The sequence below is a fragment of the Caballeronia zhejiangensis genome, from assembly GCF_000698575.1.
Classification (GTDB): Bacteria; Pseudomonadota; Gammaproteobacteria; order Burkholderiales; family Burkholderiaceae; genus Caballeronia; species Caballeronia zhejiangensis.
In genome coordinates this window covers 1-15,607 of record NZ_JFHD01000055.1, presented here as the reverse complement: position 1 = coordinate 15,607, position 15,607 = coordinate 1, and the positions used below count along the sequence as shown (strand labels likewise).

The 15,607-nt window shown below is 65.6% G+C and carries 11 protein-coding genes, 1 pseudogene and 1 riboswitch; of the genes and pseudogenes, 7 read left to right on the top strand and 5 right to left on the bottom strand.

Going from position 1 to position 15,607, the window contains the following annotated elements; all coding sequences use genetic code 11:
- Positions 1-435: 435 nt before the first annotated feature.
- Complete coding sequence (locus BG60_RS33715; protein WP_034474235.1) at positions 436-1,377, bottom strand: EamA family transporter; 942 nt, start codon at positions 1,375-1,377, stop codon at positions 436-438.
- 220 nt (positions 1,378-1,597) lie between these two features.
- Positions 1,598-1,738, top strand: a riboswitch (TPP riboswitch).
- Between the two features lie 129 nt (positions 1,739-1,867).
- Between BG60_RS33715 and thiC the strand changes: the two genes are divergently transcribed.
- The 7 genes from thiC to BG60_RS33685 all read left to right on the top strand — a co-directional run bounded on the left by thiC (position 1,868) and on the right by BG60_RS33685 (position 8,896).
- Complete coding sequence (gene thiC / locus BG60_RS33710; RefSeq protein ID WP_008350573.1) at positions 1,868-3,799, top strand: phosphomethylpyrimidine synthase ThiC; 1,932 nt, start codon at positions 1,868-1,870, stop codon at positions 3,797-3,799.
- 240 nt (positions 3,800-4,039) lie between these two features.
- On the top strand, positions 4,040-4,219 hold the full coding sequence (locus tag BG60_RS33705; protein WP_372492622.1) for a glycine zipper 2TM domain-containing protein: 180 nt from the start codon (positions 4,040-4,042) through the stop codon (positions 4,217-4,219).
- 203 nt (positions 4,220-4,422) lie between these two features.
- Positions 4,423-4,947, top strand: coding sequence for a hypothetical protein (locus BG60_RS33700; protein WP_051996818.1), 525 nt, complete (start codon positions 4,423-4,425; stop codon positions 4,945-4,947).
- 260 nt (positions 4,948-5,207) lie between these two features.
- The gene (locus BG60_RS40030) at positions 5,208-5,336 is read left to right on the top strand and encodes a hypothetical protein (protein ID WP_268811669.1); all 129 of its coding nucleotides are present in this window, start codon (positions 5,208-5,210) and stop codon (positions 5,334-5,336) included.
- Positions 5,337-5,593: 257 nt separating this feature from the next.
- Positions 5,594-7,195 carry an L-lactate permease gene (locus BG60_RS33695; RefSeq protein WP_034474233.1) on the top strand — a complete coding sequence of 534 codons (1,602 nt, stop codon included), beginning with the start codon at positions 5,594-5,596 and terminating at the stop codon, positions 7,193-7,195.
- 119 nt (positions 7,196-7,314) lie between these two features.
- Positions 7,315-8,247 carry a DMT family transporter gene (locus BG60_RS33690; RefSeq protein ID WP_051996816.1) on the top strand — a complete coding sequence of 311 codons (933 nt, stop codon included), beginning with the start codon at positions 7,315-7,317 and terminating at the stop codon, positions 8,245-8,247.
- 124 nt (positions 8,248-8,371) lie between these two features.
- A complete protein-coding gene (locus BG60_RS33685) occupies positions 8,372-8,896 on the top strand; it encodes a hypothetical protein (protein ID WP_008350584.1) in 525 nt (174 codons plus the stop codon).
- A 1-nt stretch (position 8,897) separates the two neighbouring features.
- Here the strand turns inward: BG60_RS33685 and arfB are convergent, their stop codons facing one another.
- The 4 genes and pseudogenes from arfB to BG60_RS33665 form a co-directional block, all read right to left on the bottom strand.
- Positions 8,898-9,311: an alternative ribosome rescue aminoacyl-tRNA hydrolase ArfB gene (arfB, locus tag BG60_RS33680; protein ID WP_034474228.1), complete on the bottom strand. Its 414-nt coding sequence runs from the start codon at positions 9,309-9,311 to the stop codon at positions 8,898-8,900.
- On the bottom strand, positions 9,308-11,260 hold the full coding sequence (gene recD / locus BG60_RS33675; RefSeq protein WP_034474226.1) for an exodeoxyribonuclease V subunit alpha: 1,953 nt from the start codon (positions 11,258-11,260) through the stop codon (positions 9,308-9,310). The genes arfB and recD overlap by 4 nt, the downstream gene beginning before the upstream one ends.
- Positions 11,257-14,961, bottom strand: a complete 3,705-nt coding sequence (gene recB, locus BG60_RS33670; protein ID WP_051996815.1) for an exodeoxyribonuclease V subunit beta — start codon at positions 14,959-14,961, stop codon at positions 11,257-11,259. Before recB ends, recD begins: the two co-directional genes overlap by 4 nt.
- Positions 14,958-15,607: pseudogene (locus tag BG60_RS33665) on the bottom strand (exodeoxyribonuclease V subunit gamma); the annotation flags it as partial. The gene recB and the pseudogene BG60_RS33665, both read right to left, overlap by 4 nt.

The following is a 15,607-nucleotide window of genomic DNA, read 5'->3' as shown; positions in this document are numbered from 1 at the left end:
GAACGTCGTTGTTTGTACGTTTTGACGCGTTCGGCTCCCGGCCAAGGTTCGCCGAACGCGGTCTTTTCTCAATGCCATAATCTGCGTTAGCTCAATGTTGTGATCCTCCTTTCGCCGGGCCGAAAATGCCCGACTTTTAGTGCATCGCTTTACAAAAATGGGAGACAAACTGCACAGTTAATTATCTGTCATCCTAACTATATAGAAGAGACAAACCCGACTGCGTGAGAGCAATTATGCAATAGTTACATAAGGGCCGCAATTAAGCATGCCTGAGTATTTTGTCGCATCTAGATGGGTATGTTGACCAGTGCGATGCGCTCTGGACGAGCGCTCGATTTCGGCAATTTTTGTATCTGGTATTGCCGAGATTTCAATTCGCCGAGTCCGGTTTGTCGTGCATTTTTCCAAACATCGTGCGAAGAAAGTGCGCCGTTACGCCATCCCCCGCCGCCGCTGATCAAACCAGAACGACAGCCCAACGGAAAGCAGAATCACAACCGTCGCAATCACGGTCCATTGCGTGACGATTTCCCCGAGCAGCAGCGCGCCCAAACCAACCGCCACCACCGGATTCACATAAAGACAACTCGTCGCGACGATCGTGCTCGTATTGCGTATCAGAAAGTTATACGCGACATAAGCGGCCATCGAACCGATCACGACGAGATACAAAAACGAGAACCCCGCGCCGACGCCGACGCTCGCCAACCGCTCGCCCGATGCGAACGCGATCGCCGTCGCGATCGATCCGCCCAAACCGATCTGCAGCGCCGTCGACATCAGCAGATCGGAAGGCTGCGGCAGGCGCGTCGCCAGATGCGCGCCGCCCGCCCAGAAGATCGCGGCGCACAGAATCGCCAGCGTGCCGACCGTCGAACTCGGCGAGGGATCGCCGTGATTCAGCAGCACGATCCCGAGCAGACCCAGCGCCACCGCGAACCACTCGCCTTTCGCGACGCCGCGTCCGCTGAGCGCGGTGAAGATCGTCGCGAAAAGCGGCACCGTCGCGACCATCACGGCGGCCGTGCCGGTCCCCACGGTCCGCATGCCGTAAGCCATCATCCCGCTCGACAGACCTTCCAGCAACGTGCCGACGATCGCCGCGTTGCGCACTTCCCGCGCGCTGGGCCACACCGACTTGCGATGCACCGCGATCAAGAATAGCCCGATGCCCGCGAACAGATTGCGCAGCCCGCCGAGCATCAACGGCGGAAAAGATTCGAGCGCGAGATGGATGCCGAGATACGTCGATCCCCAAACGAGATAGACGACCGTCAGCGCAAGCGCGACCTGCCCCTTAAAAGAGCGCGGCGCGCGAAACGGAAAACGGTCAGGGAAGCTGAACGGCAGGCGCGGCGGAGGCAGAGCGGACATGCATCACTCCGCGGCGACGGCTGCGCGCCGGAGAAAAACGGGCAAAACCAGACAGAACGACATGGCGTAAAGCAAAGGGGAATGGCGCGAGGAAGGACCGCGCGACCTTCGGGAAAACCCGGAAATCCGCGGCGCCCGACATTATGCAGTAAGCGCTCGCATCCATCGGCTCATTTTCGGGATGGTTGCCAAGACGCCACGCCGCGGTGTAACGTGTCGGCTGCTAACGCGGGGGTCCTGCGTTGCACATCGCGGTTTCGTGCGGTTTCATCGGCGAAGCGCTTCGTGTGGCGTGGGTGAGAAATACCCTTTGAACCTGATCTGGATAATGCCAGCGCAGGGAAGCGTTCGGGTTCCATAGGCCGCAGTCCACGCCACTTCAACCGAACCCGTACCTTTCCATCTCGTTCCTCCCTGTTTAGCTCCTGAGTCACCACGAGCTACGACATCGCTCGTGCTGAAAAAAATCGTCCCTTAGGAGATCAAGCACATGAATGCCAACCCGAAGTTCCTCTCGGAAAACGCCGTCGTCGATGCCGCCGCCATCGCGCCGCTGCCGAACTCGCGCAAGGTCTATGTCGAAGGTTCGACGCCCGACATCCGCGTGCCGATGCGCGAGATCACGCAATCCGACACGCCCGACGGCTTCGGCGGCGAGAAGAATCCGCCCGTCTACGTGTACGACACGTCGGGCCCGTACACCGACCCCGACGCGCAGATCGACATTCGCAGCGGTCTGCCCGCGCTGCGCGGCGCGTGGATCGAAAAGCGCGGCGACACCGAGGAACTGAGCGGCCTGTCGAGCGAGTTCGGCCGCGAGCGCGCCGCCGATCCGAAAACGGCCGAACTGCGCTTTCCGGGTTTGCACCGTCATCCGCGCCGCGCGCTCGCCGGCAAGAACGTCTCGCAGATGCACTACGCGCGCCAGGGCATCATCACGCCGGAGATGGAGTACATCGCGATTCGCGAGAACCAGCGTCGCGCGGAGTATCTCGAAAGCCTGCGCACGAGCGGCCCCAACGGCGAAAAGCTCGCGAAGATGATGGGCCGCCAGCACGCCGGACAAGCCTTCGGCGCGGCGGCGTTCGGCAAGGACGCGGCGAAGGAAATCACGCCTGAATTCGTGCGCGAGGAAGTGGCGCGCGGCCGCGCGATCATCCCCGCGAACATCAATCACCCGGAAAGCGAGCCGATGATCATCGGCCGCAACTTCCTCGTGAAGATCAACGCGAACATCGGCAATTCGGCGGTCACGTCGTCGATCGGCGAGGAAGTCGACAAGATGACGTGGGCGATTCGCTGGGGCGGCGACACGGTCATGGATCTGTCGACCGGCAAGCACATCCACGAAACGCGCGAGTGGATCATCCGCAATTCGCCGGTGCCGATCGGCACGGTGCCGATCTATCAGGCGCTCGAAAAGGTGAACGGCAAGGCCGAAGACCTGACGTGGGAAATCTTCCGCGACACGCTCATCGAGCAGGCGGAGCAAGGCGTCGATTACTTCACGATTCACGCCGGCGTGCGCCTGCAATACGTGCCGCTGACCGCGAACCGCATGACGGGCATCGTGTCGCGCGGCGGCTCGATCATGGCGAAGTGGTGCCTCGCGCATCACAAGGAAAGCTTCATTTACGAGCACTTCGAAGACATCTGCGAAATCATGAAGCAATACGACGTCTCGTTCTCCCTCGGCGACGGCCTGCGCCCCGGCTCGATCTACGACGCCAATGACGAAGCCCAGCTCGGCGAACTGAAGACGCTCGGCGAACTGACGCAGATCGCGTGGAAGCACGACGTGCAGGTGATGATCGAAGGCCCCGGCCACGTTCCGATGCAGCTCATCAAGGAAAACATGGACCTGCAACTGGAATGGTGCGACGAAGCGCCCTTCTACACGCTCGGGCCGCTGACGACCGACATCGCGCCGGGTTACGACCACATCACGTCGGGCATCGGCGCTGCGATGATCGGCTGGTTCGGCACCGCGATGCTCTGCTACGTCACGCCCAAGGAACACCTGGGGCTGCCGAACAAGGACGACGTGAAGGAAGGCATCATCACGTACAAGCTCGCGGCGCACGCGGCCGATCTCGCGAAGGGTCATCCGGGCGCGCAGGTGCGGGACAACGCGCTGTCGAAGGCGCGCTTCGAATTCCGCTGGGAAGACCAGTTCAATCTCGGTCTCGATCCGGACAAGGCGCGCGAATTCCACGACGAAACGCTGCCGAAGGATTCCGCGAAGGTCGCGCATTTCTGCTCGATGTGCGGCCCGCACTTCTGCTCGATGAAGATCACGCAGGACGTGCGCGATTTCGCGGCGAAGCAAGGTGTCAGCGAAAGCGAGGCGCTCGCCAAGGGCATGGAGACGAAGGCGATCGAGTTCGTGAAAAAGGGCTCGGAAATCTATCAGCCGACCTGAAGCTTCTGACTCGCTGACAACGGCCTGTCGCACAGCGCGTGCGGCAGGCCGTTTTTTATGTGTGCGCCGGGCGCAAAGCCTTGTCGGGCCTGAATGAGCGGTTCATCCGACGATTCGGGCATCTTTTCTGCTGGTTGAGTGCGTGAACCGGCGCAAATGCGGCCGAGCCGCAGCCGATTCATCTCATCTTCGAATTGGAGAGTCGACATGAAAATCATCAAACAGATCGGCGCCGCTGCAATGATTGTTGGGTTTCTGGGAGGACTGACCGCTTGCGGCGACATGACCACGCGTCAACGGGATACGGCTATCGGCGCCGGCGTCGGTGCGGCGGGCGGCGCGGTGATCGGCGGCAGCGCGCTTTCGACGCTCGGCGGCGCGGCGGTCGGCGGGATTATCGGCAATCAGGTCGGGAAGTAGCGCGAACATCGTCTACGACGCAACGGACGCGTTTCGCCGCCATCAACGACCCGCTGTTTCATTTCTGTTACATAAACGCGCGCCGCAATGCTTTTTCACATCACGCGGCGCGCCTCCCGGTTGTCGTTCGACTAAGCTGCTTCTTAAGGGGCCAATTTCATTCGATCCCACGTCCCGCAAGCCGTAACGCAAGGAGCAGTGCCATGATTTCCGCCCGCAGCATGTCCGGACCCAGGACGGCCGCCGCAGCGCTCGCCGCCGGGCTTCTTCTCGGCGGATGTTATTACCCTTACGGTTATCCGGCTTATCCAGCTTATCCGCCCGCGCCTGTCGTCGGCGCGACCTACACGCAGCGGGAATTTGCGTTGCCCGCGTCCGGCACGGCGGCCACGCCGACGTCATCCGCGACCTTGCCGCCACAGTACGAATACGCCGTCGGCTCGTCGTACTCCGACTACTACAGGACGTATCCCTATCCGTATTACCCGCCGTATGCGGCTTACCCGTACTACGGCTATCCGGCGTACTACGGCTACGGCTACGGTTATCCGGCGGTTTCGTTCAGCTTCGGCTACTGGGGCGGCAGCGGATGCTGCTGGGGACATGGCTATCGCGGCGGCTACCACGGTGGCGGATGGCACGGCGGCGGCGGGTGGCATGGGGGCGGAGGCTGGCACGGCGGCGGCGGCAGTTGGCATGGCGGCGGAGGCGGCGGCCGCGGACACTGATCGCCGCGCCGCGATACGCCAGGTGAGACAAAAAGCCGTTTGTCGCCTTGCCGCGTAACACTGCTGCAACATTTTCCTTTCGACACGGGCTCGCGCGCACGACGCGCTTCACCGTGCGCCGGCGCACTTTCCTTATCCGACAAGGCTTCGCCACTATTCGCCAGATGATTGGCACGGTTTTGGCTACATAGCTTCCCCGCATCGAGTCGCAACGGCGATAACCGTTGTTCCGCGCACGTTTCCGTATCGGGGGATCGGACATGATGGCCTTCGTGTTTTTCCTGCTGTGGATTTTCGCCTCGCTCGGCCTTCTGACCGTGTGGGTCTTCCGCCAGACGCCATCGGCCGGTCGCGACGAGAGCGCACCGAGCGCCGTCGCCGAGGGCTGATCGCGCTCGTCCGTGCTTCCCCGTCCGCATCGATGACGCGCCCGCAAGCGGCGCGTCCCTTCACGTCCATTCACCTCTGCGCGCCACGCCGTGGCCGGAATGGACGGGCATTCACGCCTTGACGCATGCCCTTCGCGCCCTATTCTTAGTGTGCGCGTTATGCGGTTGCTTAAGCCGGCGACCAGACATCGAACTCCACGCGCATCGCGGCTTCGCGTTGGCGCCGCTTCGGTTCATGACAGAACGAAGGAGACCCGATGTTCCACCAGCTACTCACCCCGATCGCCAATTCCCTGTTCGCATCCTTCATCGTCGCCGCGCTGCCGATCATCCTCGTGCTCGTGCTGCTCGGCTGGGCGCGCCGTCCCGCGTGGCAGGCGTCGCTCGCGGGGCTGGTCCTTGCGCTCGTCATCGCCATCGCGGGCTGGCATTTTCCGGTCGGGCTCGCGCTCGATTCGGTCGCGGCCGGCGCCGTGTTCGCGCTGTGGCCGGTCATGTGGATCGTCTTCGCCGCGATCCTGCTCTACAACGTCGCGCAGCGCTCGGGGCGCTTCGAAGCGTTTCGCATGTGGATGGTCGATAACCTGCCGAACGACCGGCGCATCGTGCTCGTCGTGATCGGCTTCTCGTTCGGCGCGCTGCTCGAAGGGATTTCGGGCTTCGGCACGCCGATCGCGATCACGAGTTCGCTCTTGATCCTGCTCGGCTTCCCGACACTCGAAGCGCTGACCTTCACGTTGATCTTCAACACGGCGCCGGTCGCGTTCGGCGCGCTCGGCGTGCCGATCACCGTGCTCGGCGCAGTGACGCACCTGCCCACCGATGCGCTCGCCAAAATGGTCGGTCGCCAGTTGCCGTTCTTCGCGCTCTTTCTGCCCTTCTATGTGATCGGTATCTACGCGGGCTTTCGCAACATGATGCGTATCTGGCCCGTGCTGCTCGTCTCGGGCGGCGTGTTCGCATTGACGCAGTTCGTGACGTCGAACTACATCAGCTATGCGCTCACCGACGTGCTTTCGTCGCTCGTCTCGCTGATCGTGACGATCGCGTTCCTGCGCGTGTGGAAGCCGGTCGCGGACGAGCGCTTCGCGGTGAACGTCGAGCGCGCCGGCGCGACGCGTTCGGCGATTCCGGGCGGCCAGGGCTGGGTGCCGTGGATCGTGGTCTCGGTGGTCGTGATCGTGTGGACGGTGCTCAAGATCTTCATGATCGGCGACGTGAAAATCGCGTGGCCGGGCCTCGACAAGGCGGTCTACATCACGCTCTACAAGCAGCCTTACGGCGCGATCTGGGACTTCCAGCCACTCGCGACGGGCACGGCGATCCTGGTCGCGTCGATCATCACCGCGTTGATGGTGAAGCTGCCCGCGCGCGAATACGTCGCGGCGATCGGCGATACGTGGGTGCAGACGCGCATCGCCATTCTGACGGTCGCGACGATCGTCGGCCTCGCGTATCTGATGAACTACTCGGGCATGAACTACACGCTCGGTCTGGGCGTGGCGTCGGTCGGGCCGTTCTTCCCGCTCGTGTCCGCGTTCCTCGGGTGGGTCGCGGTGTTCCTCTCCGGCAGCGACACGTCGGGCAACGCGCTCTTCGGCAATCTGCAGGTCGTCGCGGCGAACCAGCTCAACCTCAATCCGGTGCTGATGGCGGCGACCAATTCGTCGGGCGGCGTGATGGGCAAGATGATCTCGCCGCAAAACATCTCGACCGGCGTCGCGACCACCGAGCTCAAAGGCAAGGAAGGCCTCGTGTTCGCGCGCACGTTCAAGCATTCGATCTTGCTGACGATCCTGCTCGGCGTGCTCGTGTGGCTGCAGCAAAACGTGCTGACGTGGATGATCCCGCCGCATTGAGCTTTCGCGCTTCTCCTGTTTCTCCCGCTTCTTGCGCTTTCGTCCGGCGGACCATTTCTGAGACGAACGCGGTGCTAACATGCGCGGACTTTCGATGAGCCTTGCGAAGTCCGCCCGCCATGTCACCCGCCAATCTGCTGCAACTGATCGTCCTCGCCGCCCTGTGGGGCGCGTCGTTTCTCTTCATCCGCGTGGGCGTCGCCGAGTTCGGCGTCGCGCCGCTGATGGCCGTGCGCGTGGGCATCGGCGCCGTGTTCCTGATCGCGATGCTGCTTTCGCGGCGGCCGCTCGCCCAAACCGCCGCGACGCTGAAGAAACGCTGGCTTCAGTTGCTCGCCGTCGGCATTCTCAACTCGGCCGCGCCGTTTTGTCTCTTCGCGTATGCCGAATTGACGCTTTCGGCCGGGGCCACGTCCGTCATCAACGCGACGACGCCGCTGTTCGGCGCGCTCGTCGCTTTCCTGTGGCTCAAGGATCGCCTGACGACCGCGCGCACGATCGGCATGGCGATCGGCTTCGCGGGCGTGCTCGTGCTGGTGTGGAACCAGATCGCGCCGCAGCACGCCGCGCAAGCCGCCGCGCTGCCGGTGCAAGGCATGCTCGCGGCGGCGGCGGCGCTGGCGGCGTCGGCGCTTTACGGCGTCGCGGGCAACTTCGCGAAAAAGTATCTGATGGACGTCGACGCGATGACCAATGCGGCCGGCAGCATGATCGGCGCAACGCTCACGCTCGCGCCGATCGCGCTCTTTACGTGGCCCGCCGCGCCGGTTTCCGCGCACGCATGGGGCGCGGTGCTCGCGCTCGGCATCGGCTGCACGGGGATCGCGTATTTCATCTACTTCCATCTGGTCGCGGTCGCGGGCCCGGCGCGCGCGATGACCGTCACGTTCGTGATTCCGCTGTTCGGCATTCTGTGGGGCGCGCTCTTTCTCGGCGAGCACGTCTCGCTCGTCATGATGGCGGGCTGCGCGATCGTGCTCGCGGGCACCGCGCTCGCGACGGGCGTTGTGAAACGCGTGCCGTTCGTCGGACGGCGAAAATTCGCGCGCTGACTATACTGCTTTCGGGAAAAGCGGCGGTGTGCGGGCGGCATCGTCCGCAAGGGTGAAATTGTTTGGATGCCGTTGCACGCCGTGCGGCGCCGCGTCATCCTTCGCGCTTTTGCCGGGAGCCGTCATGCACGATCTGTTCGCCAAGCTCAAGCACGAAATGATGAAAATGGTCCCGCCGACCGTTTTCTTTTTCATCCTCCTGCATGCCGTCGCCATCGTGCGCGCGTTGATGGTAATGGGCACCGGCATTTCGCTGACCTCGTCGATGTCGGTGCTCGTCGCTTCGCTGATTCTCGGCAAGTCCGTGCTGATCGCCAACATGCTGCCGTTCATCAACCGCTATCCGGACCGTCCGCTGGTCTGGAACGCCGCGTGGAAAACGCTGATCTACACGGCCATCGCTGGCATCCTGCACTATCTCGAGCGGCTGCTGGACTTCTGGAAGGAGACCCACGGCCTTGCTGCCGCGAATCAGGCGCTCATCGCGCATATCAACTGGCCGCAGTTCTGGGCCGTCCAGATCCTTCTCGTGCTGATGATCGGCAACTACTGTGCGTTCGCCGAACTGGGCCGCGTGATCGGACGCGACGTGCTCAAGTCGTGGTTCTTCGGGCCGCGCGTCGACATGCCGCCGAAGTGGCAAAGCTGAGTCATTCGCCGCGCACCGGCCCGCGCCCCGCCTTGATCGCGCCGCGTTTCACCTTGCCTTCGACGCGCCGCAACTGCGATGCGCGCGTCGGCTTCGTCGCGATTCGCTTGCGGCGCGTGATTGACACGCTGCGGATGAGTTCGTCGAGACGCGCGAGCGCCGCCGCGCGATTCATGTCCTGCGTGCGATGCTCCTGCGCCTTGATGACGATCACGCCCTCGCGCGTGACGCGGCTGTCGGAAAGCGCGAGCAGACGCGCCTTGATGTGCTCCGGCAACGAAGACCCGCGGATGTCGAAGCGCAGATGGATCGCGCTCGACACCTTGTTGACGTTCTGACCGCCCGCGCCTTGCGCGCGCACGGCCGTCAGCTCGATTTCGTTGGGCGGGACGGCGAGGCTGTCGGTGATGGTCATCGGTCGAATTCCCTTGATAGGCGCCGCATTCTCGCGGCCAGCCCGGAGTCGCGGCGCGTCGGCTCCCGGACGGCTTGCGCGAAGATCGCCGCCGAGCCGATCACTTCGACTCTGCGCTTCGCCCGCGTGATCGCCGTGTACACCAGCTCGCGCGACAACACGCGCACGAACGCGCCGGGCAACACGAGCGCCGCGTGCTCGAACTCCGAGCCTTGCGACTTGTGCACGGTGAGCGCGAACGCGGTGTCGTGCGGCGGCAGCGCAGCGGGCGACACGTAGCGCAGCGCGCCATCGGCCAGGCGGAACGCGACGCGCAACAGGCCGTCGGCGCCAGGCAGCGCGATGCCGATATCGCCGTTGAAAAGCCCGAGCGCGTAGTCGTTGCGCGTGACGATCACCGGCCGTCCGGCGAACCACTGTGCACCGAGTGCAAGCGCAATGCCCGCTTGCTCGCGCACTTTCGCCGCGATGCGCGCGTTCACTTCGTCGACGCCGCGCGGCCCCTTGCGCGTCGCGCACAGCACGCGGAAGCGATTCAGCGCATCGAAGAGTCGGGCGTGATCCGCTTGCTCGCCGTCGAGCACGGCCGATAGCGCGTCCGCGTACGGCGCGAAGCCTTTCGCGAGACGCGCGAGGGTGCGCTCGGACAGCGTCGCGTCGCCATCGTCGAAGAGCACGGCCGCGCGCTCGCCCGATGGATCGAGCGCATCGAGCGCGGCCCGTTCGTCGCCATTGCGGATTGCGATCGACAGACGCCCGATGTCCGAATCGAGCCCGAAGCGATAGTTCTTCTGCAGCCACACGACGCAATCGGTGAGCGCGAGCTCGGCCTTCGCGTCGAAGAGATCGCCGTAGCCCTCGGAATCGTCGATGGGCGCGGCGGTCGGCAATGCGGCTTCGAGGCGCTTCGCATCGACCGAAAGCGCCGCCGCGATGCGCGCCACGCCCGCATGGCTGAACGACGGCTCCGCGCTCAGTTCCGCGAACACCGCGCCCGCTTCCACCGCCGACAGTTGATCCTTGTCGCCGAGCATCACGAGACGGCTCGCCGGCGCGACGGCTTCGAGCAGATGGGCGGCGAGCGCGACGTCGATCATCGAGGCTTCGTCGACGACGATCACGTCATACGGCAACGGATTGTCGCGATGATGCCGGAAGCGCCCGTCCGACTGCACGCCGAGCAATCGCTGCAACGTGAACGACGTGCGCGGCAGGCGTTCGGCGAGTTCGGGCGGCAGCTTGTCCGCGCGTTCGATGAGCGCCTCCTGCATGCGCTGCGCCGCCTTGCCGGTCGGCGCGGCGAGCGCGATGCGCAAGTCCGGATCGGCGTCGAGCAGACACGCGAGCACGCCGACGACGGTCGTCGTCTTGCCGGTGCCCGGCCCGCCGCTCACGATCGTCAGCCGTCCCGCCAGCGCGACGAACGCCGCGACCCGCTGCCAGTCGATCTCGTCATCCGCGTGCGGGCCGAAATAGCGCGCGATGCGTTCGGCCTGTCGCGCGATGTCCTCTCGCGAAGCGGTCATGCGCGTATCGCGCGAACGTTCGACGAGCGAGCACGCGAGCCTGCGCTCGTAGTCGAAGTAGCGCGCGAGATAAAGCCGCCCGTCCTCGTCGATGACGAGCGGCAGCAGGTCGGCCGCGTCCGCGCGCGCGCCGCCGCGCACGAGGCACGCGACACCGCTTGCAAGCAGCGCGTCACGCGCCTCGTCGAAACGCGCGTCGTGACGGCGCGCGAGCGCGGCGAGCGGCAGGCACACGTGGCCTTGCGCGGTCGCGCGGCTCATCGCGAGCGCGGCGCGTTCGGCCCACAGCACGCTGCGTTCGTCTGCGTTCAGGCGCGCCGCGAGCGCGCTCATGCGCCGCGCGAAACCTTCGGCGAGCGCCGCGCTTTCATCGGCGGGCGCGGGCACGGGGCGCGTCGCCTGCATTGCATCGAGCGTGCTCATGCCGCGCCTCCCGACATCAAACGATCGAGCGCCTCGACCAGTTCCAGCGACGGCCGTCCGCGATGCACGCCGCACGCTTCTTCACCGTCGCGCCAGTCCGGGCGCACGCCGCGCACGAACAGATACAGATAGCCGCCGACATGCGTGTCGTACGCATAGCCCGCGAGCCGCGCGCGCAAATATCGATGCAGCGCGACCACGTAAATGAGCGCCTGAAGGTGATACGCGTGCTCCGCCATTGCCGTGGTGAGCGGCGCGGCGGCGTAGTTGGAAGCGGCATCGCCCAGATGATTCGACTTCCAGTCGATGATCCAGAAACGGCCTTCGTGCTCGACGATCATGTCGATGAAACCCTTGATGAATCCGCGCAACGCGCCCGCCTCCAGCGCGACGTCGGGAAAACCGTGCGCCGCGAGCAGACGCCGCAACGCGCTGAAATCGAGCGAATCCGCCGGGAACAGGAACTCCAGTTCGTTCATGCGGCGCGTCGTCGGGATGGTCGCGAGCCGCATGCCGGGCGCGATTTGGCTCCTCACGGTGTCGCCGATGAGACGCAGCATCATCGGACGCAGACGCGGCGCGAGCGCTTCCGGCGCGGGCGTCGGATGCTCGTGCAGCGCGCGCTCGACGGCGGCCGGCCAGCTCGACTCATCGGTGAAATCCGCCAGCTCGAACATGCGATGCAGGCACTCGCCCGCCGCCGCGCCGCGCGGAAACGCGAGAATGTCGTCGGGATCGAGCGGCGATTCGTCACTTGAAGCGGCGTCCGTGCGCGCGGTGTCATCGAGCGCGGCGAGTTCGTCGTGATCCGGACGCGCTTCCACCGGCTGCGCCTGATTCGCCTCGTCGCGCGCGCCCGCCGCGATCAGCGAACTGAAGCTCGCCATGCGCCAGCGATCGCGCAGGATGCGCCGGTTCGTGCGCGCGGCGATCTCGTGTTCGTGGGACGCGTCGGCTTCGAGCGGCTCGCGCGTGTCGATCACCGGCAGCGGCGCGACGCCGATCGCGCCTTGCGACCGCGCCCCGACCGCATGCCACGCCGCGACGATTTCCGCTTCCTCGGGCGGCGCATCGCAGAACGCATCGAAGTCTTTTCCGCCACCCGCGACGAGCCAGTTGAGGACGCTTCGGCGCGACTCCTTCGTCGACCGGCTCGACAGATAAGAACCCGCGACGACATAGCAGCGGAACACCGCGCGCGTCAGCGCGACATACACGAGACGCGCGCTCTCGGCCGCCTGCTCGCGCGCAATGGCCGCACTCGCGAGATCGTCTTCGTCGCCTTCCATGCCGTAATGCAGCACCGCCACGCCCGCGTCGTCGTGATACTCGCGCGCATCGGGCAAACCGGATTTCGACGCCTCGCGCGACGCGCCGTCGTTCAGGAACGGACAGAACACGACCGCATACTCAAGCCCTTTCGACTTGTGCACGGTCACGATCTGCACGAGATTGCGGTCCGATTCGAGACGCAGTTGCGCTTCCTCGCCGCCGCCCTGCTGCTCGCGTTGCGCCGCGAGCCAGCGCAGCGTCGGCGCGATGCCGGGCTGTTCGGCCGAGCGCGCCTGCAGCAGCTCCGCCAGATGATTGACGTTCGTGAGCCGGCGCTCGCCGTCGGGCCGTGCGACGAGACGCGTCGCGATCGACAGCTCGCGCGCGAGCGTGCGCCACATCACCGCGAAGCCGCGCTCGTGCCAGATCGTGCGATAGCGCGAGAAGCGCTCGACCCAGCTCGTCGAATCGATCGGCTCGCCGTGCGGATCGGCGGCGTCCGCGTGTTCGAGCCGCCAGAGCGCGGCGGCGTCGAGCCCGAACCAGTCGGTAGCGAGCGCGGCGCGCAGGCGGCGCAGATCGCCCGGCGTGTCGATGGCGGCGAGCACGCGCTCGATCTGCTCGGCATCGAGCGAGCCGAACACGGACGCCTGCGCGAGCTCCACGCTGCCGATGCCCCATGCCGCGAGCACGCGCTTCACGAGACTGCCCTGCCGATGCGTCCGCACGAGCACGGCGATATCGCCCGCCGACAGCGGCGCTTTCCCGATGGTCACTTCGCCGCGCTGCGCACCGCGCAACAGCCGCGCGATCTCGGCGGCGCAGGCCTCTGCGGCATCGCGCTGCGCATTCGCTTTCACAAGCACCGATTCGCCGTGCGGCAGCATCCACACGCAGAAATCCGCGATGTCCGAATACGCGGCGGCAGGCGTGTTGTCGACGAACGGTCCGCGCTGGCGCGTGCCCGCGCGCACCGGCTGATAGTCGAGCCCATCCAGGATGAACGCCGACGGATTCGCCTCGAACAAACGGTTGCACGCCTCGATGATCGGCGGCGTGGAGCGCTGGTTGACCGCGAGCGTGTAGCGCGCGCTCGCGCCGTCGCGCGCGGCGAGATACGTGTGCAGGTCGGCGGCGCGGAAGCTGTAGATCGCCTGCTTCGGGTCGCCGACGAGAAAGAGCGGCCCGTGCGGCGCGAATACGCGATCGAAGATCGCGAACTGCAGCGGGTCCGTGTCCTGAAATTCGTCGATGAGCGCGGCTGGATAACGCGCGCGCAACGCCTCGGCGAGCCACGCGTGCTTCACGAGCGCGTGATGCAGGTTCGACAGCAGATCGTCGAACGACACGACGCGGCGCGCGCGCTTGCGCGCGGCGAGTTCCGAAGGCGCGTGATCGAGCCATTCACGCACGATGTCGAGCCACATCGCGCGCTGCGATGCCTCGGCGGCGGCGGCGGACGCGGCGAGCGCATCGGCCTGATCGAAGAAGGCGTGCGCGGGCGGCGTGTTCTTGACCTTGGTGCCCTTGGCGAGCGCGGTCGCCGTGAGCTTGAGCGCCCGCTCGGGCGGCGGCGCGTGGCAATCGCCTTCCGCGAAGTAGGCGCTCCATGCCTCGATGGCCTCGCCGACGATCTTCGTGCTGTAGCTGTTCGCTTTCAGCGCATCCTTCGCGTCGGAGAGCAGCTTCACGATGCCGTCGCGCTCGGCGTGCCACAACGCGCAGGCTTGGTCGAAGAGCGCCTGCATGTCGGCGGTTTGCGCGGCGCCGAAGTCACCGAAACGCAGCGCCGCGAGCGGCTTCTTCAGACGCCGCGCGAGTTGCGCATCGAGCGATGCCGGACCCGCGCCCTTCGCGACGAGCCACGACGCGAAAGACGGCACGCGCGCCGCCACCGGCTCGACGCGCTCGCGCCAGAAGTCGGCGGCGAGTTCGAAGCGCAACGCGCTGTCGTCGGCTTCCATTTCGAACGCGAACGGCATCGCCGCGGCGAACGGCGCTTCCTGCAGCGCGCGCTGGCAGAACGCGTGAATCGTGTGGATCGCGGCCTGATCGAAGGTCGACACCGCGATGCGCAGGCGCTTCGCGGCTTCGTCTGCGTCGATGCCGGCGAGCGTCGTGTCGAACAGTTGCTCGATGAACGGATCGCCCGCCGCATCGCCGTTTTCGATCGCATGGGCAACGCCCGCGAGCCGCGAGCGGATGCGCTCGTGCAGCTCGGCGGTCGCCGCCTTCGTGAACGTGACGACGAGAATCTGCTCGACGGACAGGCGCTTTTCGAGCAGCAGCCGCACGTAGAGCGCGCAGATGTTCCAGGTCTTGCCGGTGCCGGCGGAAGCCTCGATCTGATTGACGCCGTCGAGCGCGCAAGAGAAGACGTCGAGTTCCTGCACGCCGATGTTGTCCAGACATGAAGTCAGGTTGGTCATGCGCCGCTCCGCAGATGTTGCACGAGCGGTTCGAACACGATGCGCGCGAGCGCGGCGAAGGCGTCGTCGAGTGCGAGGTCCGCGCCGCGAAAGGCGATGCGAAACACCGGATCGTCGGATTCGGCGTGCGTGCGCTCGGATTCCCACGCGGCCTGCGCTTTCGAATCGCCCTCCTTCACCTTGAGCCACGCGCTCTTCGGAAAGAAGCGCAGCGGCATGCGGCGTCCCGCGCGATAGAGCGACGCGAGCGCGGCGAGATGCGCGAGCGGATCGGCGACGGGCATCAGTTCGAAATCCGCCGATTGTGCGCCGCGCCCATGCCAGATCGTGCGGCGCGGTCCGTCGGGCAGCGCCGCGCAGTAGGCGAGATGCGCGAGCCACGCGGACAGATAATCGCGCGCGCGCGGCGCGTCGTAGCGATAGATCACCTGGCCTTGCGGCGTCAGCGCGTTCAACGTGCCGACGAGCGCCATCGGACGGACGTCGACGAGCGAATCGTCGTGCGCGCCGAATAGCGCGATGCCCGCGGTGTCGGGCCAGCGTGGCCTCACGTCCAGCGAGAACGGCAGACGTTCGACGCCCGCCGACGTCGATGCCCGCACGCGCTCCGCCAGTTGCCCGAGCGCGTGCAGTTCGCGCGCCTGCC